This window comes from Bacillus sp. NPDC060175 (assembly GCF_042728695.1).
In the GTDB taxonomy this organism is placed as follows: domain Bacteria; phylum Bacillota; class Bacilli; order Bacillales; family Bacillaceae_G; genus Bacillus_A.
The window spans coordinates 1-26,310 of the sequence record NZ_JBHWYR010000015.1 but is presented as its reverse complement, the minus strand read 5'-3'; the positions used below and the strand labels follow the sequence as shown (position 1 = coordinate 26,310).

At 36.8% G+C, this 26,310-nt stretch carries 23 protein-coding genes; 2 read left to right on the top strand and 21 right to left on the bottom strand.

The genetic code is table 11. From position 1 onward, the window contains the following. Window positions 1–79: 79 nt before the first annotated feature. The 3 genes from recG to ACFWDE_RS10345 all read right to left on the bottom strand — a co-directional run bounded on the left by recG (window position 80) and on the right by ACFWDE_RS10345 (window position 4,503). On the bottom strand, window positions 80–2,128 hold the full coding sequence (gene recG / locus ACFWDE_RS10355; RefSeq protein ID WP_002146083.1) for an ATP-dependent DNA helicase RecG: 2,049 nt from the start codon (window positions 2,126–2,128) through the stop codon (window positions 80–82). A 313-nt stretch (window positions 2,129–2,441) separates the two neighbouring features. Continuing rightward, window positions 2,442–4,118: a DAK2 domain-containing protein gene (locus tag ACFWDE_RS10350; protein WP_002160728.1), complete on the bottom strand. Its 1,677-nt coding sequence runs from the start codon at window positions 4,116–4,118 to the stop codon at window positions 2,442–2,444. Window positions 4,119–4,140: 22 nt separating this feature from the next. Next, window positions 4,141–4,503 carry an Asp23/Gls24 family envelope stress response protein gene (locus tag ACFWDE_RS10345; protein ID WP_000021109.1) on the bottom strand — a complete coding sequence of 121 codons (363 nt, stop codon included), beginning with the start codon at window positions 4,501–4,503 and terminating at the stop codon, window positions 4,141–4,143. 378 nt (window positions 4,504–4,881) lie between these two features. Between ACFWDE_RS10345 and rpmB the strand changes: the two genes are divergently transcribed. Next, window positions 4,882–5,070 (top strand): 50S ribosomal protein L28, encoded by a 189-nt coding sequence (gene rpmB, locus ACFWDE_RS10340; protein WP_000124776.1) that lies wholly within the window; start codon window positions 4,882–4,884, stop codon window positions 5,068–5,070. Window positions 5,071–5,143: 73 nt separating this feature from the next. Here rpmB and spoVM read toward each other — a convergent pair whose 3' ends face one another. The 17 genes from spoVM to ACFWDE_RS10255 all read right to left on the bottom strand — a co-directional run bounded on the left by spoVM (window position 5,144) and on the right by ACFWDE_RS10255 (window position 23,162). Continuing rightward, a complete protein-coding gene (gene spoVM / locus ACFWDE_RS10335; RefSeq protein WP_001213599.1) occupies window positions 5,144–5,224 on the bottom strand; it encodes a stage V sporulation protein SpoVM in 81 nt (26 codons plus the stop codon). A 66-nt stretch (window positions 5,225–5,290) separates the two neighbouring features. Beyond that, entirely contained in the window at window positions 5,291–5,971 is a 681-nt protein-coding gene (locus ACFWDE_RS10330) for a thiamine diphosphokinase (RefSeq protein WP_377892044.1), read from the bottom strand. A gap of 96 nt (window positions 5,972–6,067) precedes the next feature. Then, window positions 6,068–6,712 carry a ribulose-phosphate 3-epimerase gene (gene rpe, locus ACFWDE_RS10325; RefSeq protein WP_377892041.1) on the bottom strand — a complete coding sequence of 215 codons (645 nt, stop codon included), beginning with the start codon at window positions 6,710–6,712 and terminating at the stop codon, window positions 6,068–6,070. Window positions 6,713–6,714: 2 nt separating this feature from the next. Beyond that, entirely contained in the window at window positions 6,715–7,596 is an 882-nt protein-coding gene (gene rsgA / locus ACFWDE_RS10320) for a ribosome small subunit-dependent GTPase A (protein WP_002014503.1), read from the bottom strand. A 270-nt stretch (window positions 7,597–7,866) separates the two neighbouring features. Then, the gene (gene pknB, locus ACFWDE_RS10315; RefSeq protein ID WP_377892038.1) at window positions 7,867–9,840 is read right to left on the bottom strand and encodes a Stk1 family PASTA domain-containing Ser/Thr kinase; all 1,974 of its coding nucleotides are present in this window, start codon (window positions 9,838–9,840) and stop codon (window positions 7,867–7,869) included. A gap of 8 nt (window positions 9,841–9,848) precedes the next feature. Next, the gene (locus tag ACFWDE_RS10310; protein ID WP_002146076.1) at window positions 9,849–10,601 is read right to left on the bottom strand and encodes a Stp1/IreP family PP2C-type Ser/Thr phosphatase; all 753 of its coding nucleotides are present in this window, start codon (window positions 10,599–10,601) and stop codon (window positions 9,849–9,851) included. A 4-nt stretch (window positions 10,602–10,605) separates the two neighbouring features. Beyond that, window positions 10,606–11,694: a dual-specificity RNA methyltransferase RlmN gene (rlmN, locus tag ACFWDE_RS10305; RefSeq protein ID WP_002146075.1), complete on the bottom strand. Its 1,089-nt coding sequence runs from the start codon at window positions 11,692–11,694 to the stop codon at window positions 10,606–10,608. A gap of 4 nt (window positions 11,695–11,698) precedes the next feature. Next, window positions 11,699–13,033, bottom strand: a complete 1,335-nt coding sequence (rsmB, locus tag ACFWDE_RS10300; RefSeq protein ID WP_377892034.1) for a 16S rRNA (cytosine(967)-C(5))-methyltransferase RsmB — start codon at window positions 13,031–13,033, stop codon at window positions 11,699–11,701. Further along, window positions 13,030–13,974, bottom strand: a complete 945-nt coding sequence (gene fmt / locus ACFWDE_RS10295; RefSeq protein WP_002160723.1) for a methionyl-tRNA formyltransferase — start codon at window positions 13,972–13,974, stop codon at window positions 13,030–13,032. Before fmt ends, rsmB begins: the two co-directional genes overlap by 4 nt. Before the next feature lie 22 nt (window positions 13,975–13,996). Then, entirely contained in the window at window positions 13,997–14,467 is a 471-nt protein-coding gene (def, locus tag ACFWDE_RS10290; RefSeq protein WP_002014496.1) for a peptide deformylase, read from the bottom strand. Window positions 14,468–14,478: 11 nt separating this feature from the next. Further along, entirely contained in the window at window positions 14,479–16,884 is a 2,406-nt protein-coding gene (priA, locus tag ACFWDE_RS10285; RefSeq protein WP_377892031.1) for a primosomal protein N', read from the bottom strand. After that, a complete protein-coding gene (gene coaBC / locus ACFWDE_RS10280; protein ID WP_002146069.1) occupies window positions 16,881–18,086 on the bottom strand; it encodes a bifunctional phosphopantothenoylcysteine decarboxylase/phosphopantothenate--cysteine ligase CoaBC in 1,206 nt (401 codons plus the stop codon). The genes priA and coaBC overlap by 4 nt, the downstream gene beginning before the upstream one ends. A 200-nt stretch (window positions 18,087–18,286) precedes the next feature. Further along, complete coding sequence (gene rpoZ, locus ACFWDE_RS10275; RefSeq protein ID WP_002146068.1) at window positions 18,287–18,499, bottom strand: DNA-directed RNA polymerase subunit omega; 213 nt, start codon at window positions 18,497–18,499, stop codon at window positions 18,287–18,289. Window positions 18,500–18,501: 2 nt separating this feature from the next. Further along, complete coding sequence (gmk, locus tag ACFWDE_RS10270) at window positions 18,502–19,119, bottom strand: guanylate kinase (RefSeq protein ID WP_001257739.1); 618 nt, start codon at window positions 19,117–19,119, stop codon at window positions 18,502–18,504. A 13-nt stretch (window positions 19,120–19,132) separates the two neighbouring features. Continuing rightward, window positions 19,133–19,396, bottom strand: a complete 264-nt coding sequence (gene remA, locus ACFWDE_RS10265) for an extracellular matrix/biofilm regulator RemA (protein WP_001251456.1) — start codon at window positions 19,394–19,396, stop codon at window positions 19,133–19,135. A gap of 67 nt (window positions 19,397–19,463) precedes the next feature. Further along, window positions 19,464–20,339, bottom strand: a complete 876-nt coding sequence (locus ACFWDE_RS10260; RefSeq protein ID WP_002146067.1) for a YicC/YloC family endoribonuclease — start codon at window positions 20,337–20,339, stop codon at window positions 19,464–19,466. Between the two features lie 99 nt (window positions 20,340–20,438). Next, window positions 20,439–23,162, bottom strand: a complete 2,724-nt coding sequence (locus ACFWDE_RS10255; protein ID WP_377892027.1) for a calcium-translocating P-type ATPase, SERCA-type — start codon at window positions 23,160–23,162, stop codon at window positions 20,439–20,441. A gap of 105 nt (window positions 23,163–23,267) precedes the next feature. Here ACFWDE_RS10255 and ACFWDE_RS10250 point away from each other — a divergent pair, with 105 nt between their 5' ends. Next, window positions 23,268–24,977 carry an Rqc2 family fibronectin-binding protein gene (locus ACFWDE_RS10250; protein ID WP_002146064.1) on the top strand — a complete coding sequence of 570 codons (1,710 nt, stop codon included), beginning with the start codon at window positions 23,268–23,270 and terminating at the stop codon, window positions 24,975–24,977. A gap of 47 nt (window positions 24,978–25,024) precedes the next feature. Here the strand turns inward: ACFWDE_RS10250 and ACFWDE_RS10245 are convergent, their stop codons facing one another. Continuing rightward, the gene (locus tag ACFWDE_RS10245; protein WP_377892024.1) at window positions 25,025–26,206 is read right to left on the bottom strand and encodes a lysozyme inhibitor LprI family protein; all 1,182 of its coding nucleotides are present in this window, start codon (window positions 26,204–26,206) and stop codon (window positions 25,025–25,027) included. Window positions 26,207–26,310 lie beyond the last annotated feature (104 nt).

The following is a 26,310-nucleotide window of genomic DNA, read 5'->3' as shown; positions in this document are numbered from 1 at the left end:
CCATTTTTTATGACTAGGTACTAAAAGTAGTATATAATCATTAAAAGTAGAATGCAACAAAAACTTTTGCAGACCACTTTTAATCGAGCTTCTCTCCCTGAAACACACCTGTCCCATCAAGATAAGTACGCAGCGAAGCATACTGATCATTATGCCAAAATGCTTCTGAATCAACTAGTATCGCCGCATCTTGTCTTGCTGTTTCTAACGCCCGATAATCATGCACCATATCAGCAACCTTAAATTCTGGTAGACCACTTTGCTTACTTCCAAAGAAATCCCCAGGACCTCGTAACTCTAAATCTTTTTCTGACAATACAAATCCATCATTTGTTTCAGTCATAATGCGCATTCTTTCTTTTCCCGTTTCTGATTTGGGGTCCGCAATTAATAAACAATATGATTGTTCACTACCACGCCCAACACGTCCCCTCAGCTGATGGAGCTGTGATAAACCGAAACGTTCCGCATCATAAATAACCATAACAGTCGCATTTGGTACATTCACACCTACTTCAACAACTGTTGTCGACACAAGAATTTGCACTTTATTTTCACTAAACTGTCCCATTATTTCTTCTTTTTCTTGGGATGATAGTCTCCCATGCATTAATCCAACTTGGCATTTCCCTTGATAATGATGAGTCAGCATACTATGTAAGTCGATAGCATTTTGTACATCAAGCTTCTCAGACTCTTCAATAAGAGGGCAAATAACATATGCCTGTCTTCCTTTTTTTATCTCTTTCTCCACAAAGCCAAGAACACGATCTAACATATCATGTTTTGCCCAGTACGTTTCGATTACCTTTCTACCAGCTGGCATTTCATCGATAATAGAAACGTCCATCTCTCCAAATGCAGTGATAGCTAACGTACGCGGGATTGGGGTCGCCGTCATAAACAACACATCTGGACTTTCACCTTTCTCACGTAAAACCCGGCGCTGCGCCACACCAAATCGATGCTGTTCATCGGTAATAACGAGACCTAACCTATGAAATATAACTTCGTCTTGAATTAAAGCGTGCGTCCCAACAAGGATGTCTACTTCTCCTTGTTCTAATCTCGACAAAATTTCTCGACGTCTCGCACCTTTAACAGAACTTGTTAGCAATTCAACCTTCATACCGAAATGTGAAAACGTCTCCGCGAGCGACTGATAATGTTGTTCGGCTAAAATTTCTGTAGGAACCATCAAAGCACCTTGATAATGGGCCAATTTCGCCGCATAAAGAGCAATCGCAGCAACAACTGTTTTCCCAGAACCTACATCCCCTTGCAATAATCGATTCATTCGGTACGGAGATGTCATATCTTTCATTATTTCATCTACAACCCGGCGTTGTGCACCAGTTAACGGAAACGGAAGTGCATCAGTAAACTCTTGCAATTCTACTAATGAAATTTCTTTTTTCGTCCCTTTCGAGTTTTCCCTTTCCATTTTCCGTAATGTTTGCATTTTCAACTGAAACAAGAAAAACTCCTCATATACAAAACGGCGACGCGCTTGCTTTAAGTCTTCCTGTCCCACTGGAAAATGTAACCCTCTGAGCGCTTCATAGCGTGATAATAATTTATATCGACTTAACAAACCATCTGGTAACACTTCGACTATAGAATCTCCATACTCCTTAAATGCTTGTGCAACAAAACGGCGCATCTGTTTTACTGTCAGTTTTCCTTTCACTGAATATACAGGTTCTACTTCTTGTTGTCGTACAACCGGTCCAAAATTCAGTTCTGATACAGCAATTGTTTGGCGATGCTGATCCCATTTACCAGTAATCGTTACCGTTTCATCTAAATTTAACTTTTGTTTATAGTATGGTCTATTAAAACATACAGCTGTAATTAAATAACGACCGACGAGAACACGAACTGTAAGACGTGACTTCTTCTTCCCATAATATTGCAGTAAAGGAGCACTATGAACTTTCCCCTCAACTGTTACACGCTCGTCATGCTTTACTTCAGCAAGATCTTTCATCGCATAGTCTTCATAGCGGTACGGAAAATGTTCTAATAGATGAGAAACTGTATAAATTCCCATCTCGTGTAACAATTCAGATGTTTCTCCTCCGATTCCCTTTACATCCGTAACAGGAACTTGTACAACTTCATTCAAGATTCTCACGCTCCGTCACATTATTTTCTTTGATTCATTCTATTGATTATCCATTAATATCATTGACATCTGTAATCGCTCTCTTTCACCTTATATATTCTATCATAGGCATTCTAAGAGAAACTACTCTAATCCCTCTGTATAAAACAAAGTTGTACAATACGTAAGAAAAGAGCCTCACTATTAGCAGCAAGGCTCTTTTCTATCATCAATATGCTAGCCTTTTGAATAAAAACTAGTAATAAATTTCATATCACTATTTCTTATCCATTAGCAAGTAAGTAACCCATTTATTTTCAAATCGAATCTTTTCTTATTCTACAGAGAAGATGAAAGAATACACCGGTTGGTTCCCTGCATGTACTTCTACTTCTGCATCTTCAAAGTTCTCTTCTACAAACGCAACTAATTCAGCCACTTCTTCATCTGTTGCATCTTCACCTTGTAGGATCGTTACGATTTCAGAATCCTCATCAATTAGCGCTTCTAGTAATTGCTTTGCAGCTCCTACTTTTTCAGCATTTGTAGATACAATTTTCCCATCTGCAAGACACATGAAATCATCTTTTTGAATCGCTACACCGTCAATTTCCGTATCACGAACAGCATACGTAATCTGACCTGTTTTCACATGAGCTAAAGCTTCTTTCATGTTTTCTTCATTCTCTTCTAGCGTTCCAACTGGATTAAATGCTAACATTGCAGCCATACCTTGAGGAACTGTTTTTGAACGAATAACAATAACTTCTTGTTCTACAACTGACGCTGCTTGTTCTGCTGCCATCACGATATTCCCGTTATTTGGTAAGATGATGATTTTTTCAGCATTCGCCTCTTCAATCGCCTTCACAATATCCTCCGTACTCGGATTCATCGTTTGGCCACCTTCGATAACTTTCGTTGCGCCAATGCTCTCAAATAAAGTTTTAATACCCGATCCCATAGCTACAGTTACAATACCATACGGTTGTTTCTCTATTGGCTGATTCGTTTGTTCAGGCACCATGGTAGGTTCATCTAATAAAGCAGTATGCTGTTCACGCATATTTTCTACTTTGATCTTAATTAGACTACCATAACGTTGTCCATAGTTCATAGGTTCTCCAGGATGTTCCGCATGAATATGAACCTTTACAACCTCATCATCCGATACAACAAGTAGTGAATCTCCGTACACACTAATATCTTCACGGAATTTTTGTTCAGAGAAATTATGTTCCTTCATTTTTTCAGGCTCTAATTTCACCATGAATTCCGTACAATATCCATACTTAATATCTTCTGTACTCAATTGGCTTTGTACACTACGGTGATGTTCTGCGCGTACCATGTCATTCATAGATGGTTGGGCAGGCATATTAGAAGAAATCGTTTCTCCTTTTAAGTCAGCTAAAAATCCTTCATACACAACAACAAGACCTTTACCACCGCTATCTACAACGCCAACTTGTTTTAATACAGGTAATAAATCTGGCGTACGATTTAACGATGCGTTTGCTTCTTTTACAACGTCTTCCATAAACAAAACAAAGTCGCGCTGTTTTTTCGCAACTGTCACTGCATATTTACCCGTTTCTCTTGCAACCGTTAAAATCGTTCCTTCAATTGGTTTCATAACCGCTTTGTAAGCTGCCTCTACTCCAGCTTCTAAAGCTGCAGCAAAATCAACTGTCGTTAATTCTTCTTTTTGTTCAATGGATTTAGAGAAACCACGGAATAACTGAGATAAAATAACCCCAGAGTTACCACGAGCCCCCATTAATAATCCTTTGGCTAAACTTACGCCGACTTTACCAGCATGCTGTGAAAGATTTGCTTTCACTTCACGTGCGCCTGAAGTCATTGATAAGTTCATGTTTGTACCGGTATCGCCATCTGGAACTGGAAATACGTTTAATGCATCAACAAGCTGAACATTATTTGTTAAATTATTGGCTCCTTGAATGATCATTTGTGATAAACGTTTTCCATCAATTTTTTGAATTGACACAGATTTTCCTCCTTAATGCACATTACAAGTTTATTACTTTAACTCCTTGTACGTAGATGTTTACAGAATCTACTGCTAGTCCTACAGTTTGATCTAATGTATATTTCACTTTAGTCTGCACGTTATGTGCTACTTCTGAAATTTTCGTACCATAGCTCACAATAATATACATATCAATATGTACTTCATCTTCATCTTTACGAACAATAACGCCTCTAGTGAAGTTTTCTTTTCGTAAAATGTCTGTTAATCCATCTTTTAACTGATTTTTTGATGCCATACCTACGATACCGTAGCAATCTACTGCGGCACCTCCAGCAATTGTTGCAATTACATCTGTACTAATATCAATTTGACCGTACTTCGTTTTAATTTCAATTGACATCTCGTTTCCCCCTTCATAAATGGTGAAAGTGAGCTAGACTACTTTAGTTACTATCATATAATCTTTTTAAAGAAAATTCCATCGTTCTTTCTTTTTCACTCTCATATTTTATGTTTTAAATTACATTTTTTTATGATGAGCAAAATAGTCCATTGTTATTATACAACATGTATCACTATAATATGTCAAGCAATTTTTCTTGATTTCACCTTTTCTTCATTGACATATAGTGTCAAGTATTTTTTCTTGATTTCTTTTTCCTACGGTGTTGCATTCTCTTTTTAGTTGTGTTAAATTATAGTAGTGTTTTTAGCATCGCATAAAAGGCTAACATTGAAAAATTACGTATGTTACGGTAGTTAAGGGAGGGAAATATAAATGGCTCGTGTTTGTGCTATCACTGGAAGAAAAGCTCGTTCTGGTAACTCTCGTTCTCACGCAATGAACGCTACAAAACGTAAATGGGGCGCTAACCTTCAAAAAGTTCGCGTACGCATCGACGGAAAAGTTCAACGTGTTTACGTTTCTGCTAGAGCATTAAAATCTGGCAAAATCGAACGTGTTTAATAATAAAAAAAAGAGCCGCTAGGCTCTTTTTTTATTATACCAATGGAAAAAGCACCGGTAATAGGTGCTTTTTTTAGTCTTTTTTGAAGGTATTTAACATCGCACGAACAATTCCACCAAGAAATTTAGGTAACTTAATTGTATAAAATCTCATGGTTTCCCTCCTAATCCCCATTACTCCACTTGTTCACTATATGATGCAAGGAGCAAAATTGTTTCTTCAATCAGTGCTTCTTATCATCATTAATATGCCAGAAGTAAATGAAAAATTACCTTTTTCCTCAATGAGTTCATTACTAATACAAAGTGTCGATCCCCACTCTATTGTTTTATTAGTAAGAGGGTACTTAAAACCGTGAAGTGTAATACCTTCTACCCTTTCAGTAACTGGTACAAATGATACGTATGGAAAATGTTCGTTTCCTTCAATTATATACATACCAAACTTTTTCACCATTATTTCATTTTTATTGTCCACAATACACATTTCTATGTTTACTTCTAATCCCTTTAAAAGCATCTGAATATTTGCTAAACCATGATCAAGTCTTCCACCAGTAGCACCAAAAATACGAATTAACTTTGGTTTCTGTTCTAAAGCCCAGCTAATTGCAATTTCTAAATCTGTTTGATCTTTTTCTCGTGGGACAATATGTAATTCATTTGTTTGCTGCCTCATCCATGCTAATTCCTCATTAGTAACTGAATCATAATCCCCAAACGCAACAGCCGGAGTGATTCCTCTTTTCAACAAACGGTACACTCCTCTATCAACGGCCGCCCAAACTACTTCTTCATTTTCATACCGAGAAAAATCTGCGCAGTATTCTGCAGGTCCTCCCGCTAAAATATGAATAATCATTTTTCTTTCCCCTTCTATTGTAAAAAGGCAATCTGCCATTCGGTAGATTGCCTTTCTCCTTATTTGCCACTCTAACATGTATAAATAGTGAAGTCTTAATGAACTAGAAGCTCCACTAGGATAAAGGTTCATTCTTTATCCGCGAATTACACGAATTGCTTCACCGCGGTCTTTTTGATTGTATACTGCTGATCCAGCTACAAGAACATTCGCTCCTGCTTCAATACAAAGTCTTGCCGTTTCAACGTTGACACCACCATCAACTTCAATTTCCACTTGTAGATTTCGCTCTTTAACCATTTCTGCAACTTGTTTGATTTTCGGTAATACAGAATGAATAAATTTCTGTCCGCCAAATCCAGGATTTACTGTCATAAGTAATACCATGTCTATATCTTCTAATACATGCTCAATTGTTGAAACTGGAGTATGTGGATTTAATACAACTCCCGCTTTAATGTCATGAGATTTAATTAACTGAATTGTACGATGTAGATGTGGACAAGCTTCTACATGGACAGTAATAATATCAGCTCCCGCTTTTGCGAAAGTTGGGATATAGTTATCAGGATTTTCAATCATTAAATGTACATCTAACGGTAATGATGTAATCGGACGGATTGCTTCTACAATTAATGGTCCAATCGTAATATTTGGTACGAAATGTCCATCCATTACATCGACGTGAATGTAGTCAGCTCCACCTTTTTCTACATCTTTAATCTCTTCCCCTAATCTTGAAAAATCTGCTGATAAAATCGATGGTGCAATTTTAATCATGACTAATACCTCGGCTTTCTCTCTCTAATTTCTTCTACGAATTGTTTGTAATTCTTATAACGATATTCGGTAATCTTTCCTTCTTCAACCGCAGCTTTCACCGCGCATTTCGGTTCAGCAAGGTGTGTACACCCTCTAAATTTACAGTATTGGCTCGCTTCTTTCAATTCTGGAAAACAATATGTAAGATCTTCTACCTCTATATCTATGAAATCAAGCGAACTAAAACCAGGTGTATCCGCAACAAGTCCGCTTCCAACTGTAATTAATTCCACGTGTCTTGTCGTATGCTTTCCACGTCCTAAATGTGAAGAAATATCATTAGTTTTCAATTCTAAATCTGGACGTAATACGTTTAGCATTGAAGATTTCCCAACACCAGATTGGCCTGCAACGACGGAAATACAACCTTCTAAGAATGGTTTCAGAATATCAATACTTTCCGATGTATTTATAGAAGTAAACAACACATCATAACCCATTTCACGATAATCATTTGCATAAGATTCAACAGTTTCTCTCATTTTTTCATCTACTAAATCCATCTTACTAATACAAATAATCGGTTTAATGTTATGATATTCAATCAATACTAAAAATCGATCTAACAGTCCTGGATTAAAATCTGGTTCTACTGCAGAGAAAACAAGAATAGCTTGATCAACATTAGCAATAGGAGGTCTAACAAGTTCATTTTTTCGATCAAATACTTCTAACACATAACCTTCATTCGGATTATCCGCTTGAAAAACAACTTGGTCTCCTACAAGTGGTGTAATTTTATTCTTTCTAAATACACCACGCCCTCGACATTGTGTAATCCCTTCCTCATTCTGCACATAATAAAACCCACTTAGAGCTTTTACAATTTTTCCTTCTGGCATATAATTCTCCTTTATTTTGTATAAAATGACACTGCAATTAAATATGAATAGACTAGAGTTCTTTAAACAATTATTTCAAAGCCCACCAAATATATATCCAGGTTCATATATTTAATCTACCATCAAATTTGAAATATTATTTACAACAGTATCACTTTTACAGCTTTTTGAATCATATATTTTTGCCTGTTATACAGTCCACGATGTAGACAGCATAACAGGCAAGAGTAATGAATTCCATCTTCTATATAAGGACGATGGAATTCACTATTATTGAGCTGGATATGGTACTTCCTTGTCCATAATCGTTACTCCATCTCGGACAATCTTATAGTGTCCCTTTGCACCTTCTTGAATTACAAATTCTAAAGAAATAATCGCTGACTCAGTAATTGTTCTCGTTTCAACTGGTTTATCCATTTTTTGCTGCATATCTTCTTTATAAATTTCTATTGTTTGCGGCTTTTTATCACCTGTTGCAGAAGCTTCATATGGGATAGAAATGTTATCCACTTTTACCGTTTTCGTCACTTTAGGCTTCGGACCATCGGAGATAACAATCGATACTTTATCTCCTTCTTTTAAAGGTGTCCCAGGCTTTGGTAACTGTGAAATAACAAGGCCTTTATCAACCGTATCTGAATACTCTCTTTTTATATCAGAGACGAGCTTTCTTTCATTTAAATAACCTTTTACACTATTTTCAGTCCACCCTGAAAAATCACCTGGTCTTATTTGATAAGGTCCTTTACTTACCCAAACTTTCAGTTCTTGTTCAGCTTCTATAACCATTTGATCAGGTGTTGGTATTTGCTCTACAATTTCACCTTTCGGCTTATCATTTTCAATATAATTTATTGTAACTTGTTTATATTTTTCTTCTAACTCAGCTCTTATACTATCGAAATCTTTTCCTGTCAAATCACGCATCTTACTTTTCTTTTTCCCACCTGATTGATAGATAGTAATTTTAGAGTTTTCTTTCACTACTCTTCCTGCTATAGGATCTGTTTTTATCACTTTTCCAGCTTCAACATCATCTGTATATACAAGATTAGGTTCAGTAACTTCAAACCCTTTTTCAACTAATGTATTTACAGCTGTCGTATATTTCATACCAGCCACATCAGGAACCTTCACATCTTTCGGAATAAAGAAGCCTGGAATAACAGTAAGTGCTAAGGTTATCCCTATTGCTAAAAGTAAAAATGTTGTAATTAAAACTTTCAGCCATTTATTACTTCGTTTTTTCTTCTTACCTGATTTGGTCTCTTCTTTTCTTACTTGTTCATCCACTTTACTTCCTTTTAATACAATCGTTTCATCACTTACATTTTGAAATAGTTGTTCTTGTTGAATAATTGGAATCGCTTTCGTTGCTTCCATATCTTCTGGTATGTAAAATGGTTGTTCATTTATTCGTTCTGGGTATAGTGCTGTTTCAATATCTCGTTTCATCGCGTTAGCAGATTGATATCGATGGAATGGATCTTTCGCAGTCGCCTTTAATATAATATTTTCAACACTTTGTGGAATATTTTCATTCCATCTTTTTGGAGATGGCATTTCATTTTGTAAATGTTTTAACGCAATTGCAACAGCAGATTCACCAGAAAACGGTTGTCTTCCTGTTAACAATTCAAACATAACAATCCCAAGTGAATAAATATCTGATTGTTTATTCGCTATACCGCCGCGCGCTTGTTCTGGTGATAAATAATGCACCGAACCAAGCACCGAATTTGTATGTGTAATCGTTGCTGCACTTGTAGCTGTCGCAATTCCAAAGTCTGTTACTTTTATCACTCCGTCATCTCGAATCAAAATATTGTGCGGTTTAATATCACGATGTACAATCTCAAAATGATGGGCGTGTGCCATAGCGGACGTTAACTGCTCCATTATATCAAGAGCTTCTCCTATCGGTAACATCCCTCGATCAATTATGTATTGCTTCAATGTTCGTCCAGGTACATATTCCATTACAAGATAATATATACCATCCTCTTCCCCAACATCATACATATTCACAATATTTGGATGCGACAACGTTGTAACAGATTGCGCTTCTCGATGGAAACGTTTAATAAACTCTTCATTATTTGAATAGTCGAGTCTTAATATTTTTACCGCTACATCTCGGCCAAGTATATCATCATGAGCTAAATATACATTGGCCATTCCTCCACCGCCAATCATTTTCAGCAGCTTATAACGGTCATTTAAGCGTTTTCCAATCAGCACGTTGCACTTCACCTACTTTCGTTTGTCGAATCCGCATAATCAATAATAACGAGGGTGATATTATCTTCTCCACCACGATCATTTGCTAATTGAATGAGATGCTCTCCCTTCGCCTCGAGCTGTTCATTCAATTGTAAAATTTGTTGCATATCAGCCATAGGGACTTTGTTAGACAATCCATCAGAGCAAAGAAGCAATTGATCGTCTTCTTCGAGCACCAATGTTTTAACATCTAGTCCGACTTTTTCTTCTGTTCCTAACGCTCTTAACAGAACATTCTTTTTCGGGTGATATTCTGCATCTTCTTTTGAAATTTCACCGTGCCTAACAAGTTCATTTACAAGTGAGTGATCTTCCGTTACAAGCGATATTTCTCCCTCTGATACCATATAACAACGACTATCTCCTATATGACCTATTGTTACAAAACTAGGTGTGCAAATCGCCACGATAACCGTTGTTCCCATGCCATTACATTCTACATGCTGCTGGGAGTAAGCATATATGCGCTCATTAATAATTCCAACGTTAGTATGTAACCACTTTTCTACCTTTTTAGGTTCATTCATATTATGCGTTTGCTTCCAATAATCATGGAATAATTGAATAGCCATCGAGCTAGCTACATCGCCAGCTCGATGACCTCCCATTCCATCTGCTACTACCGCTAAAATATTTCCATCTAAATTGCGAAAAACTCCTGCACTATCTTCATTATGTTGACGAACTTTCCCTTTATCCGATAGAAACACGGCTTTCATCTCGTCACCTCGTCTCTTCTTTGCGCTCCTTTGCACGCAACTGACCGCAGGCTGCATCAATATCATGACCTTGTTCACGGCGAATTGTTACATTCACTCCACGATCTTTTAGCGTCTTTTCAAATAAGAAAATTTGCTCTCGTGGCGTACGTACATAATCACGTTCTGGCACGTAGTTTACCGGAATTAAGTTTACATGACATTTTACACCTTTTAAGAGCGCAGCAAGTTCTTCAGCGTGCTCAACTTGGTCATTTTCTCCTCCAAATAAGCCATATTCAAATGTAATACGACGCCCTGTTCTATTTACATAGTATTTAACAGCTTCCATTAAATCAGGTAGCTTATAAGCACGGTTAATCGGCATTAATTTTGAACGTATCTCTGTATTTGCAGCATGCAATGAAATCGCAAAATTGATTTGCATATCTTCTTCAGCGAACTTATAAATTTTTGGAACAATTCCACTTGTTGAAACTGTCATATGTCTTGCACCAATATGAATTCCTTTTTCATGATTTACAATGCGTAAGAATGACATTAAGTTATCATAATTATCAAATGGTTCTCCAATTCCCATAACAACAAGAGAACTTACACGTTCTTCTGTTTCATCAAGCGCACGCTGAACTTCTACTACTTGCGCTACAATTTCTCCAGCCTCTAAGTTTCGTTTTAACCCACCAAGTGTAGATGCACAGAACGTACAGCCAATGCGGCAACCCACCTGTGTTGTTACACAAATAGAATTTCCATACTCATGTCGCATTAGTACAGTTTCAATAGAGTACCCATCGTATAACTGGAATAGGAATTTAATCGTTCCATCCGAAGACGTTTGTTTTACTAAAGTGCTTAAAGTAGTAATATCAAAGGAATTCGACAATTTATCGCGCAATCCTTTAGCAAGGTTTGACATATCCTCATAATTTTTTACACGTTTTTTATATAGCCAATCAAAAATTTGTCCTGCACGGAACTTAGGTTCTCCTTGTTCCTTTAACCAATCTTGCATTTCATGAAGTTGTAAAGAATAAATTGATGGTTTCTTTGTCTCTAGATTTTTCTTTTGTTTTTTTACAGTCGTTTCCATGATGCTACACCTTCTTTCTTAAACAAGCAATATAAAAGCCATCTGTTGCAAAATAATGCGATAAAATTCGTACTTGACCTTCATCAATATACGGATTTAACTTTTCTGGCATACGATTTTTTATCGTAGTATCCCATTCAAATTCAGGATGCTCTTGTAAAAATTGCTTTATTACTTGTTCATTTTCTATTTTTTCAATTGTGCACGTACTATAAACAAGGCGACCACCTTGTTTTAACAATGGTGCTATTTTTTCTAGTATCTCAAGTTGAATCGTTGATAATCTTTCACTATCGCCCTTATCTTTACCTAACTTAATATCAGGTTTACGTCTAATAACACCAAATCCAGAACATGGTGCATCTACTAATATTTTGTCAAAAGATTCATTTGCAAAATGCTCTTGAACTTTTCTAGCATCTAAAGCCATCGTTTCTACATTTTCTAAACCAAGTCTCTTCGCCTGTTGTTCAATTAAACGTACTTTATGTGCGTGTAAATCAAGCGACATTACCTTACCAGTTCCGTCCAAACGCTCTGCAATATGAGTTGTTTTCCCGCCAGGAGCAGCACAACTATCTAGAACTGCATCTCCTTTATTCGGTTCTAAAGCACGTGCTACAAGCATTGAGCTTTCATCTTGAATAGAAAGGAAACCTTTTTTGAACGCTTCTGTATGTGCGACATTTCCTCTTTCAATTTGAATTGCATCCTCTGACAATTCGCCACGTTTTGCTTCTATACCCTCATCAGCTAATAACGCAATCGCTTCTTCTACCGTTACTTTATCAACATTTACACGTGCTGTTGGTACAGGTGGCAACATATTTACTTCACACATTTTCTCTGCTGTCTCTAAACCATATTCGGATGCCCATTCTTGTACAAGCCACATTGGATGACTCGTTGCAATTGCAAGACGTTCTACTGGATTTTCGATTTCTTCTAACGAAGGTACACCTTCTCGCTGAATTGAACGCAATACTCCGTTCACCATACCTGAAATCCCTTTATGCCCACGACGCTTTGCAATCTCAACAGCTTCATGAATAGCCGCTCTTTCGGGAACTCGGTCTAAATATAACATTTGATATAAAGATAGGCGAAGCAACACTCTTACCCACGCTTCAACCTTTTTTCTTAAAAATGGTTGTAAATAATAATCTAGTGTGTCACGACGTTGAATTGTTCCATATACCATTTCAGTTAATAAACCAATATCTTTTTTGTCAATTGTATTTTTTTCAATCAGATTATTTAAAAGTAAGTTGCTATATGCACCACTTTTTTCTACTTGAATTAAGCCATCCAGAGCTAACTCACGAACATTTTGTCTCATGCATTTTCTCCTAACTTCGTACCAATTTCAGGTTTTGTTCCACGTAAAAATTGTGAACAACTCATACGCTTTTTACCAGACGGTTGCAATTCAGTGATTTTAACACCTGTCTCATTCCCTGTTGCAACAACAAATCCATCTTCTTCAAGAGCTACTATTGTACCTGGTTCAGCTTTCTCTGTAATAGAGATCTTCTCTCCCCACCATACTTTAATAACTTGTCCTGCCAAAGTCGTATAAGCAACTGGCCATGGATTCAATCCGCGAATGTGATTGTATACTTCTTCACCTGTTTTTGTCCAATCAATTATCTCTTGCTCACGTTTAATATTATATGCAAACGTCACTTCAGCTTCACTTTGTTTAATTGGTTCTAGTTTACCCTGAATTAGTAAAGGAACCGTTTTAGATAAAAGGTGTGCTCCTGCTTCGCTTAACTTATCAAATAATGAACCTGTTGTTTCACGCTCTTCAATTTCTACTTCTACCTGTGTTAATATATCGCCAGCATCTAATTTTTCTACCATATACATAATTGTAATACCTGTTTTCTCTTTACCTTCCATGATCGCATAATGAATTGGTGCACCACCGCGAAGTTCTGGAAGTAATGACGCGTGGACATTAATACATCTATACTTTGGCGCTTCTAAAATTTCATTCGGTACGATTTGTCCAAATGCCGCTGTTACAATTAAGTCTGGCTCTAGTGCTAATACTTTTTCATATTCGTCTTTTTCACGAATTTTTAACGGCTGTAATACTGGAATACCATGTTTCTCCGCTTCTACTTTAACAGGAGTAGGTGTTAAAACTTTTTTTCTACCAACTGGACGATCAGGTTGCGTTACAACACCAACTACGTCATATCCGTCCTCGATAAGACGACGAAGCACCGGCACAGAAAAGTCCGGTGTCCCCATAAATACTACTTTCATCATTCAAAAACCGCTCCTTTTAAACCTATTCTAATTCGCCTGCTTCATAATATCTTTTCACTTTAGATGTAAATAAAACACCGTGTAAATGATCGATTTCATGCTGAATTGCACGAGCTAAGAAGTCATCCGCTTCTAATAAAAATATTTTACCGCGACGATTTTGCGCACGTACTTTAATGTAATCTGCACGCTCCACTTCGCCATAAAGTCCCGGAAAGCTTAAGCAGCCTTCGGGACCTACTTGTTCACCACGTTTTTCTAAAATAACAGGATTAATTAATTCAATTTTCCCCGTATCATCACCTATATCAACAACAGCAACTTGTAAGCTTACACCTACTTGTGGCGCAGCTAGACCAACGCCGTCTGCAATTAACATTGTTTCATGCATATCTTTTAACAATTTCACTAACTTTTTATCAAAGTTAATTACTCTTTCGCATGGTGTTTCTAACACTTCATTTGGATGCTTTACAATTTCTAAAACTGCCATATTTCCCTCCGCTACATTAACATTGTTGGATTAAAATCAATTGAGATTTGTAGCTCTTTTTGCATTTCTGCTTGATAATGTTCATTTACCATTTTGAGCACGTTCTTTAAGTTTGGTTCCCGTTTGTATTTTATCATGCATTGGTAACGATATCTATCTTTTATCCTTGGAATTGCTGAAGCAACCGGCCCTAACACCATTGTTTGCCTTGAACAATGCGTTCGTAAATGACCGACAATTTTTTCCGTCACTTGGACTGCCTTTAATAATTCCGGATGAGAGACAGTTACAAGTACAACGTAGTAATATGGCGGATATTGTCTCATTTGCCTCATTTGCATTTCTTGCTCATAAAATACATCATATTGTTGATTCTTTGCTAATTCTACACTGTAATGTTCCGGCGTATACGTTTGAATTACAACTTCCCCTGGTAATTCATGTCTTCCTGCACGTCCACTCACTTGTGTCAATAGCTGATATGTCTTTTCACTCGCCCGAAAATCAGGTAGATGAAGCATCGTATCCGCCGTTAAAACCCCAACAAGCGTCACCTTCGGAAAATCAAGCCCTTTTGCAATCATTTGTGTTCCAAGTAATATATCTGCTTTCTCTTCACCAAACGCCTTTAATAATTTTTCATGCATTCCTTTACGGCTTGTTGTATCCACATCCATTCGAATGACCCGCGCCTGTGGAAATAGTTTTGTGATTTCTTCTTCAACCTTTTGCGTCCCTGTACCAAAGAAACGAATATACGTACTATTACAAGCAGGACACTCCGTTGGCATATTTTCCTCATGACTACAATAATGACATTTTAAACGATGGTTCATTTTGTGATATGTCAACGAAATATCACAATGCGGACATTGTACGACATACCCACAATCACGGCACATCACAAACGTAGAATGACCCCTTCTATTTAAAAAGAGAACCATTTGCTCTTTCTTTTCTAATCGATCTGCTATTTTTTCATGCAGTGCCTTTGAAAACATTGAACGATTTCCATCACGAAGCTCTTCACGCATATCAACAATTTCTACAGTCGGCAAAGCTTGTTTGTTCATACGTTTTTCCATTGTAAGCAACCCATAGACACCTTTTTTCGCTCTAGCAAACGATTCAAGCGTCGGCGTTGCACTTCCGAGAACGATTGGACACTTATGGTATTGTCCTCTCCACACTGCTACATCTCTTGCATGATACTTTGGGTTATCCTCTTGCTTATAACTTGATTCATGCTCTTCATCAATAATAATGATTCCTAAATTTTCAAATGGAGCAAAAATAGCTGAACGCGCACCAACTACAACTTTCACTTCTTTTCTTAATATTTTTCGCCATTCATCATATTTCTCGCCAACAGAAAGCGCACTGTGAAGAACTGCAACTTGCGAACCGAACCTACCTTTAAAGCGATCTACCATCTGGGGCGTTAGCGCAATTTCAGGAACAAGCACAATTGCTTCTTTTCCTTTCTCGAGCACCGCTGCTATAGATTGTAGATACACTTCAGTCTTACCACTTCCTGTAACACCATATAGTAAAAATGGATTGTAAGTTTCATTTGTAATTGATGACAAAATCGGTGTAATTACTTGTTTTTGTTCCTCAGTAAGCGGAAATGGTTTTGTTTGTTCAAAATCATCATCGTCATACGGATTCCGGTATACTTCTACATACTTTTCTGAGATTAGACCCTTTTTAACAAGTGCTTTTATTGGAGCATCTGTTATTTGTAATTCTTCTGTTAAATTTTTTAACGATACACTTTTGTAGTTTTCTACAAAATAATAGAGTACGTCTTGTTGTTTTTTACTTTTCAGTTCGAATGCTGCTAATTCCAATTTATTTGCCGGCAACTCCGGTTGAACTACTCTTTGTTTCTTCTTCTGCACTTTATCCTTTACTTGATAAACCACTTCAGTCGTACCATTTTTAATTTCTTGTTGAATAGTGCGATATAGGTGCGGCTGCGCTTCGATAGCTTCCCAATCTATCGTTTCCTTCCCTTGAAATAAAGAAAGAATTTCTGGCGCTACTTCTTCTTGGTTACGAAGTTGCAGACGCTTTTTATATGTTGCTTTTATCGCCGTCGGAAGCATTACCTGAAAAGCTGAAATCATATAACATAACGTTTCACTTGTAAGCCAATACCCAAGCTTTAATAATTCATCATTTAAAACCGGAGTGACATCTAATATTTCATACAACGCTTTTAACTTTTTACTTTCTAGGTCAACCGAATCCTTTATGCCAATAATAAAACCTTGCAATTTCCTCGGACCGAATGGGACTACTACACGCATTCCTGTTTGCACGATATCTTCCCATTTTTCAGGAATAATATAATCAAACGGTCGATCTGTTTGACGTGCAGGTACATCAACAATTACACTTGCAAACTTCATACACGATCATCTTCTAACATCATTTCTATTTGCTTTAATATTTCACGAGCTACTTCTTTCTTCGTTAAAAGTGGCAGCTCAATAATTTCTCCATTTTTTCTATACATTGTCACAATATTTGTATCCGTACCAAACCCAGCCCCTTGAGCTTTCACGTCATTCGCAACAATCATATTTGCATTTTTCTCACGTAATTTTCTCGTTGCATATTCCTCTATGTTTGTCGTTTCAGCTGCAAAACCGATAAGTAACTGTCGGTCCTTCTTCTCACCTAACGTTTTTAAAATATCCACTGTTCTTTCTAATTCAATTACAGCATCGCCATTTTTCTTTTTCATTTTATTATCATGAACATATTTGGGACGGTAATCTGCAACTGCTGCTGTTTTGATGACAACATCCACATTCTGATAATGTTGAAGGACCGCTTCTAACATATCTTGTGCAGATTCTACTTGTATTGTTGTTACATGTAATGGTGACTCTAATGCTGTCGGTCCTGACACAAGTATGACATCAGCACCTAAGCTTGCTGCAACTTCTGCGATTGCATACCCCATCTTTCCAGAAGAAAAATTCGTCATAAAACGAACCGGATCAATCTTTTCACGTGTCGGTCCAGCTGTTATTAATATTCGCTTTCCTTGCAATGGTTTTTGTTCTGAGAAAGCCTCTTCTAATCGTCCAATAATCACTTCAGGTTCTTCCAGTCTTCCTTTTGCTACATAACCACATGCTAAAAAACCTTCCCCAGGCTCAATAAATGTATATCCTAATGTTTTTAACGTCATCATGTTTTTTTGAACAATTTTATTTTCGTACATATGCACATTCATAGCCGGTGCAATCCACACTGGAGCTGTAGTAGCTAACAAAGTAGTTGTGATCATATCATCAGCAATACCGCCAGCTAACTTTCCAATGCAATTAGCTGTAGCCGGTGCAACAAGTACAATATCTGCCCAATCCGCTAAATCAATATGAGCGATAACAGCCGAGTCTTTCTCATCAAACGTATCTGTATATACATCATGACGGGAAAGTGCTTGAAATGTAAGAGGCGTAACAAATTTCATTGCCGACCCACTCATCATTACTTTTACAATTGCCCCCGCTTGTGTCAATTTACTCGTTAACGCCGCTGCTTTAAAAACCGCAATGCCTCCTGTTACACATAGAAGTATTTTTTTCCCTTTTAGCATATGACTCGTCCTCTTTCTTTTTCAAACTTATTCTGCTGAAATGGAATTTTTTCAGCTCGTCAGTGCTAGCATTTCGTTTCATCTTTATCCAAGTTCTTTTCAGCTCTGTCGTAAAAAAATAACAACCTACTTGTAAATAGGTTGTTACCGTTACATAGAAAATTATAAAGTCTATGTTTTAATTTGTCGAAAAGAATGTCTTAATCAATTATTTTGTCATCACTTGGTACATATTTTAATACTTCTAAATCGATTTCTTCTAATGATTTACCTACACATTTATGAGAAACAGGATTTTCAATAACACAATTGTCAGCAATTTGCATTTCACGTGCACGCTTTGCAGCTACTGTTACAAGTGTATATTTAGAATCGATTTTTGTTAATAATGAGTCAATTGATGGATTTAACATAATTATAGACCCTCCGTCATTTCTTTATAGTATTTTGCCACTCTTTCGCGGCGGCAATGTTCACCAACCACAATTGCTTTAATTCGGTCGCAAGCTAATTCAACTTGATCGTTTTCTACAACATAGTCATAAGCGTCCATCATTTCGATTTCTTCTTTCGCTACAGTTAAACGATTTTCAATAACATCTTCAGTTTCTGTACCACGGCCGACAATTCGGTTCTTTAGTTCAGATAAACTTGGAGGTGCTAAGAAAATAAATACACCTTCAGGGAAGGCTTTCTTAACTTGAATTGCTCCTTGCACTTCAATTTCTAAGAACACATCTTTTCCTTCTTGTAACGTTTTTTCAACATAATCAATCGGTGTTCCGTAATAATTACCAACGAACTCAGCCCATTCAAGTAACTTTTCATTACGAATCATTTCTTCAAATTCTTCTCTCTCTTTAAAGAAATAATCCACACCATCTACTTCACCTTCACGCGGTTTACGTGTCGTTACTGAAATAGAGTACTGAAAACGTGTGTCTTCATGGCTAAACAGCTCTTTTCGAACCGTTCCTTTCCCGACACCAGAAGGTCCCGAAAGAACGATGAGCAATCCTCTTCTACTTCTCATAAATATGTAAAACCTACCCTTCCTCACTTAAATCTTCTTTATTATTCAAACGATGTGCAATCGTCTCTGGCTGAATTGGACTTAATACTACATGCCCATCATCCATAACAATAACCGCCCTTGTTTTTCTCCCATACGTAGCATCAAGCAAAGCATTATGTTCACGCGCTTCCTGTACTGTTCGTTTAATAGGAGCTGACTCCGGACTTACAATAGCAATAATTCGATGAGCAGATACAATATTTCCGTATCCAATATTTAAAAACCGCATGGCCATAGTTTGCGCCTCCTAGTAAGTCTATCCGATTTCTCCACCACGTATAACTTTATATATTTTTTGAAAGCTACTCAATATTTTGTACTTGTTCACGAATTTTTTCAAGGTTATTTTTCATTTCTACGACATATTTTGAAATTGTTAAGTCATTTGCCTTAGAACCTATCGTATTTACTTCCCTATGCATTTCTTGCACAATGAAGTCCATTTTCCTTCCAACAGGCTCTGTAATTTGCAGTGCTTCACGAAATTGATCTAAATGACTCTGTAATCGAACTAATTCTTCGTGAATATCTGAACGCTCTGCAAATATTGCTATTTCTGTCAACAATCGCTGTTCATCTAAATCTTGATTATGTAATTCTTTTAAGCGATTTTCTAATCGTTCACGATATTTTTGTGTGACAATTGGTGCATGTGGAATAATTGCATTTACACAATTATGAATCTCTTGCAAACGATATGCTATATCTTTATGTAATCGTTCTCCTTCGCCATCTCTCATCGTTTTCAACATATGAGCAGCTTGGCGAACAGCCTCATATAAACTGGTTTCAAATTGTTCATTTACATTTTCTATTTCTTCAATTGCCGTTACTTCTGGCATTCTCATTAGCTGCCCGAGTGTAATAGAATCTTGTAATTGAAATTTCCCTTTTATATTTTCCATAATGGATTGGTACTGCTTGAGAAGTTCCCAATTCACAGTTAATTTTCTTTCAACAAGCCCTTCACCTGTTATACTAATAGACACTTCAATACGTCCACGGCGAACTTGCTTTGCAATTATTTTGCGAATCTTATCTTCAAACACCATCATTTGCTTCGGAAGCCGAATACTCATTTCTAAAAAGCGATGGTTCACCGACTTCATTTCTACTGTTATTTGAAAAGTATCGTTTTCTACTTTCGACCTTCCAAATCCTGTCATACTACAAATCATCTTTATCACATCCAAGCCATGAAATAACTCAATGAAAAAGGTAATAGAGACAAGGCTCTACTACCTTCTGTAAATTATATCATATTTTCATATCATTGACTATTTCAAGTTTAATCCCTTCTTATATAACAGTGGCTTTTTCTTTTTCTCCTTTTTTCTTGTTAATAAGGATCCTACTAATAAGAAGGTCGGAATAGATGATAATCCCCCAATTAACAACCAATCTCGTGCTTGTATCGGCATTGTGCTAAAAATCGGCTGTAATGGTGGATAATATATAACTACAAGCATTAATAATAAAGAAATAATAACCGCCCCTACTAAATATATATTTCCAAACGGGTTGCGGTGAAATATAGAATGTTCACTACGACAATCAAATACATGAATAAGCTGAGCAAGTACTAATGTTGCGAAGGCTACCGTTTGTGCATACTTCAATTCATTTGGATGCTGGTTAAATGCAATAATAAACGCTACTAATGTCACTGCTCCGATTAAAAAACCACGACTTATGATTTTCCACGCAAGCCCTCTAGCGAACACCCCTTCTTTCGGATGGCGTGGTGTTCTCTTCATCACATCTCCTTCAGCCTTATCCAAACCTAATGCCATCGCTGGTAAACCGTCAGTAACTAAGTTCACCCATAAAATTTGAATTGGAACCATCGGCAATGGCAGTGCCAGTAACATCGCAAATAACATAACTAAAATTTCACCAACGTTAGATGCTAACAAATACCGAATAAACTTCCGAATATTTTCATATATGTTTCTACCTTCTTTAATCGCCGATTTAATCGTAGCAAAGTTATCATCTAACAACACAAGTGAAGAAGCTTCTTTTGCAACATCTGTCCCTGTAATTCCCATCGCAATCCCTATATCAGCTGTTTTAATAGCTGGAGCATCGTTCACTCCATCACCTGTCATAGCTACTATATGCCCCTTATTTTGCAGCGCCTTAACGATTTTCAATTTATGCTCAGGAGACACACGAGCGAATACATACGTATCTTCTACAATATCTTCTAATGCCTCTACATCCATATTCGCAAGTTCTACACCTTCAACAACGCGTCCACCCGCTGGTAAAACCCCTAACTGTTCCGCAATTGCCATTGCTGTCACTTTATGATCTCCCGTAATCATTACCGTTCTAATACCAGCTTCCTTACACTCTTTCACCGCTTGTGCCACTTCTGGTCTTGGCGGATCTATCATTCCTTGTATTCCAACAAGCATAAAATCCTGCTCGACTTCTCTTTCGTGTTCAATTGAATCTGTAGCTTTTAACGGTTTAAATGCCACCGCAATCGTTCGTAACGCCTGACTTCCTAAACTATGAATCGCTGCCTGCACTTCTTTTCGATACATTTCACTTAAAGGCTGCTGCTTATTTCCCCACAAAATTGTTTGACTCATTTGCAAAAGAACATCTGGTGCTCCTTTTGTAATAACAAATTTTTTACCTTCACGATCACGAACGATAACGCTCATCATTTTTCTAGTTGAATCAAAAGGAAATTCACGAATGACTTCAAACTTTCCTTTAAGAGCTTCACGTGATATTCCCGCCTTCATTGCAGCCGCAACGAGAGCTCCCTCTGTTGGATCTCCATCTAACACATACGTCTTTTTCTTTTGAATAACATTCGCATTATTACATAAACAGCCAAATGTAAGTAGTTGATACAATGATTTCGTCTTAGTAGGGTCAATTACTTCTTCACCTTTCATAAACGAACCTGCCGGCTCATAGCCTTGACCTGTTACTTTCCACAATTCTCCCCCTGACCACATATGCGTTACCATCATTTTATTTTGTGTCATTGTTCCTGTTTTATCTGAGCAAATAACAGAAGCACAGCCTAACGTTTCTACAGCTGGTAACTTTCGCACAATTGCCCTCTTTTTAATCATACGCTGTACACCAAGTGATAGCGCAACCGTAACGATAGCTGGTAATCCTTCTGGAATAGCTGCAACAGCAAGCGAAACCCCAGCCAAAAACATGTGATACACTTCATTCCCTTGATATACACCAGCTAATACAACAAGAGCCGTCAAAATAAGAGCAACAATAATCAAAATTTTCCCAAGCTGTTCTAATCTTCTTTGTAATGGCGTTTCCATTTGCACAGCATTTTGTAACATATTTGCAATTTGCCCCATAGCTGTATTCATTCCAGTCGCTACGACTACTCCTGTTCCAGAACCTCTCGTTATCATCGTCCCCATAAATGCCATGTTTTTTTGATCACCAATTGAAACATCTTGGCCTTGTAACGCCTCTACCTTCTTTTGTACAGGCAATGACTCTCCTGTAAGAGCCGATTCTTCAATATATAAACTTGAAGATTCCACAAGGCGAACATCCGCGCCAATACGGTCACCACTAGAAAACTTAATAATATCACCTAGTACAAGTGCTTTTGACGGCGCTTTTATCCACTTTCCATTTCTTAGTACAGTAACTTGAGGGGCTGCCAATTCTTTTAAAGCTTCCAACGATTTTTCAGCTTTCCTCTCTTGAAAGAAACCGAGGACACCATTGATAATAACAATTGCAACAATTGCAATCGAATCAATATACTCTCCTAAAAAAGCTGAAATAATTGTAGCACCAAATAAAACAAGTACCATAAAATCTTTAAATTGCGCTAAAAACACCATAAGCGCAGAAGGCCGCTTTGCTTCTTGCAATTCATTTGTACCAAATTTCTTTAATCGGCCCTCTGCTTCTTGCTCTGTAAGACCTACCTCCACATTCGTATTCGTTCTTTCCTCCACTTCATGTGCTCGCATTTCATACCAATTCATCCTGCCATCGACCTCCTGATTCCAGACATACTCTAATGAAAGCTTATTCAGCCTCGTCCAAAAAAATGCTATAATTAACTTTTAGTTAGAAAGGAGTGTTCATTCATGGCATTCGATGGATTATTTACAAGAGCAATTACACATGAAATTGCAAATTCTCTTCAAACAGGAAGAATTTCAAAAATATATCAACCCTCAAAATATGAAGTTTTATTACATATTCGAGCAAACGGAAAAAACCAAAAGCTGATTCTTTCATCTCACCCTACATATGCGCGTATGCACTTAACAAATCAAAACTACGATTCACCAGCGCAACCGCCGATGTTTTGTATGCTTCTTCGCAAACATTTAGAAGGTGGATTTATTGAAAAAATTGAACAAATTGACTTAGAACGTATTATTCAAATTACAGTCCGCAGTCGCAATGAAATCGGTGACGAATCAGTAAAAACATTAGTAATCGAAATAATGGGACGACACAGTAATATTATCTTAGTAGATACGAAAACAAATGTTATTTTAGATAGCTTAAAACACGTTTCTTTAGCGGTAAACCGACATCGTACTGTATATGCTGGAGCTGAATATGTTGCCCCACCGGCACAACATAAAGTTAATCCGCTTCTTATCGAAACAGAAGATGATTTTATTAAACCGCTAGACTTTTTATCTGGCAACATGGACAAACAACTTGTCGGAGCATTCATGGGAATTTCCCCATTATTTGCAAAAGAAGTTGTAAAAAAAGCAGGTATGGCAAATGAAAAAGCATTATCTGAAGCTTTCTTCAGCTTACAAAAACCATTGCTAACACATCAGTACGTGCCAGCAATGATAACAGCAAATGGAAAAGAGTTCTTTTATCTATTCCCTCTTTCTCACTTACAAGGAAACGAAAAAACATTTTCATCTGTTAGTGAATTGTTAGACCGTTTCTTTTTCGGAAAAGCAGAGCGAGACCGTGTAAAACAACAAGCTCACGATTTAGAACGCTTTATGCAAAACGAAAAAAACAAAAATGAGAAAAAACTTATTAAACTTGAAAAAACATTACAAGATGCTGGAAAAGCAGATAAATATCAACTATTTGGAGAGCTGCTTACAGCCAATATGTACACTTTGAAAAAAGGTGATAAAGATATTGAGGTCATTAATTATTACGATGAAAATGGCGGAACTGTAAAAATCACATTAGATCCTTTAAAAACACCATCTGACAATGCACAACGCTATTTCCAAAAGTACCAAAAAGCAAAAAATTCAGTTGTTATTGTAGAAGAACAAATCGAAAAAACCAATGAAGAAATTCTTTATTTCGATAGCTTACTTCAACAAATGGAAGCTGCTTCTTCAAAAGATATTGAAGAAATTCGTGAGGAGCTAGCTGAAGAAGGATATGTGCGCAATCGTAAGAAGAAAAATGCAAAGAAAAAACCTACAAAACCAGTATTGGATAAATATTTAGCTAGTGACGGTACAGAGATTTTCGTTGGTAAAAACAATAAGCAAAATGATTATTTAACAACGAAATTTGCCCGTCGTGATGAAATTTGGTTACATACGAAAGACATACCTGGCTCTCATGTTGTCATTCGTTCTTTAGAACCTGCTGAAGAAACTTTACTGGAAGCTGCAAAAATCGCCGCTTATTACAGTAAAGCAAAAGAGTCTAGCTCTGTACCTGTTGATTTCACTAAAATACGTCACGTTAAAAAACCGAGTGGTGCAAAACTTGGATTCGTTACGTATGATAACCAACAAACAGTATATGTAACACCAGATGCTGACATCGTAATGAAATTAAAAGCGTAAATAAAAAATGCGTTGCTTGCTAGCAACGCATTTTTTATTTTTCCAGCTTAGTTCATATATCCATTAACTAATTCATAACATCTTTCTTTTGTCATCTTATATTTCTCTTCTGAAGCTTCTATACGTCTCATCGTTCCATTGTTTGGATCAGTACCAATTGCTGTAACTTTACTTTCTTTTTCTTTAACCCACGCAATTTGTTTCGTTTTTAACGACTGAAATGCATCAGGTGACATCGTATTTTTTAATGCGCTGTAAATTTCATTTAATTTACTATCCCACAATTGATAATTTCCTTCTATTTCATTAACTATATCGTTTGTTGTCATAACATTTGTATGTTTTTCTTGATTTTCTAGCGCGGCTAACTCATTTAGAACCTTAGTTTTACCTAATACTGAAGAAGATTCTTTTTTAGGCTGCTTCTCTTCTTTCGAACTAGTATACGTACTGGAATCATTTCCCTTAGCTGTTTCTTGCTCTTGAATAAAATCTTCTTTCGTTACCTTTTCTTGTTCTTTGTCATCTACATTGTGAGTAATAACAGATGTTTGGGTGTCCACAGCAACTACTCCGTTACTTTCTTTAAAAATATATTTCTTATTTCCACTATTCTCTTCTCTAACAAAAGAGACATTCTTGAAACCTTGAACTCTAAGAAGTTCGTTAGCTTCTTCTTTCGTTAACTTTAAATTTGCTAGCGTATTTGATGACCATCTATCCATTAACCATTTTCCATCTTTATAAACTAAAATAAATTCCCACGTCTCCACTTCATTCCCCATGTCATTTGCAAGGGTAAGTGTCTCAATCTTTAAAACATCATTTTTCTGTGAATAAGTTATCCTCACGTCGGGCTCAATATGAATTGGGAATGGCAACATATCAGTTTCCCTTGACCTATTAAATGTATCAAGCAAACCTGGAAGCTGTTTCTCCAGAAACTTATCTGAAACTATACCCTTAACGCCTTTTTTAGCTGTACCCAAATCTCCAGGATTATTTCGACTCCATCCATTCTCTTTTTCCATTTCACTAAAAGAGTTTGCTATTCCATCTACGCTCTTTCTTACAATCTTTTTCGCTTCTTTTTCTGTCACTTCTGGTGCTTCATCAAGCTGTTCAATTGTTTTATTTACTTGAACTTTGTTTTCACTTTTTTCACAACCTGCTAGAACAACCATACTAGCTACCAAGCAAAATGACATTACTTTACTTAATTTTTTCATATACTCACAATCCTTATCCCTTCATATTTGTTACGTATCCCTATCTTCGAGAGAAATCCAACAATTCCCTATTATATCAATAATAATAATAATAGTTAATTTAT